Origin of the sequence: Verrucosispora sp. SN26_14.1, from assembly GCF_004307965.1 — a bacterium.
Lineage (GTDB): Bacteria > Actinomycetota > Actinomycetes > Mycobacteriales > Micromonosporaceae > Micromonospora.
This window is the reverse complement of record NZ_SISL01000802.1, coordinates 1-1138: the sequence shown is the minus strand read 5'-3', so window position 1 is coordinate 1138 and position 1138 is coordinate 1. Positions and strand designations below refer to the sequence as shown.

Annotated in this window: 2 protein-coding genes; both read left to right on the top strand. The window is 68.5% G+C overall.

Annotated features, from left to right (window positions below):
* Positions 1-196 (top strand): phosphoribosyltransferase family protein (locus EYA84_RS32040; protein ID WP_255446685.1); only part of this gene is annotated, 196 nt, incomplete at its 5' end.
* A 250-nt stretch (positions 197-446) separates the two neighbouring features.
* Positions 447-1076 (top strand): ribosome hibernation-promoting factor, HPF/YfiA family, encoded by a 630-nt coding sequence (gene hpf, locus EYA84_RS32035; protein ID WP_131057878.1) that lies wholly within the window; start codon positions 447-449, stop codon positions 1074-1076.
* The last annotated feature ends 62 nt before the right edge of the window (positions 1077-1138 follow it).

Here is a 1138-nt window from a genome sequence, read left to right as displayed (position 1 = left end):
AGATGTGAAAAAGAGACAGTTCCGGATGCGCCCCGGCCTCGGGGCGGTGCCGGACGGGACGCGGGTGGTGCTGCTCGACGACATCGTCACCACCGGGGCCACCCTGGCGGCGATCAGCCGGGTGCTGACCGCGCACGGATGGTCGCCCTCGGTGGCGACAGTGCTCGCGGCGACCGCGCGAAGGCGCCAACCGTAACCGATTGTGTTTCCGTTTCACCCCTTCGTGTATGAGCTGTGGAAATCACCCGGTGGTCTTGGCGACGGGGGGTGACGGCCGGGCGAACAGGAGTTAGCGTTTGCCTGTCGGGGGTAGGAAGGCGATTCCACCCACCCCCGGCGGTGAGAGGAGGCGTAGCCGTATTGACCGGTCGACGCCGACTGGGGTCGTCCCCGCCACGCGCGACCGGGTTTCTCGGATCGAAGACCATCCGATCGAGGGAGGTCACGTGGACATCGTGGTCAAGGGCCGTAACGTCGAAGTGCCGGATCACTACCGGGTACATGTCGCAGACAAACTCGCGAAGATCGAACGCTACGACCACAAACTTATTCGTGTCGATGTGGAGCTGTTCCACGAGCGCAATCCGCGCCAGGCCGATCACTGCCAGCGGGTGGAGATCACCTGCTACTCCCGGGGCCCGGTAATCCGGGCGGAGGCCTGCACCGACGACTTCTACAGTGCGCTCGACGCGGCCATCGCCAAGCTCGACGCCCGGCTGCGTCGTGCGGCCGACCGGCGTCGCGTACACCGTGGGCGGCACACACCGATCTCGGTCGCCGCCGCCACCGCCGGCCTGCCGGTGACCGACCTGCCCGCGCTCGCCGCGCCTGCGGAGTCCGGCACCGCCACCGCCGTGGCCGAGCGGCCGGAGGAGGAACACGAGGCGGAACAGCCCTGGCACATCGCCCGGGAGAAGGTCCACCCCGCCGAGCCGATGACCGTCGACGACGCCCTCTTCCAGATGGAACTGGTCGGCCACGACTTCTACCTGTTCCAGGACAAGGAGTCCGGCCGGCCGAGTGTGGTCTACCGACGGCACGCCTACGACTACGGCATCATCTCGCTGGACATCTGAGCGGCCCGCCGCCGCCCCCGGATCGGGAGCGCCCGATCCGGGGGCGGCGCGGCAGGTCCGGG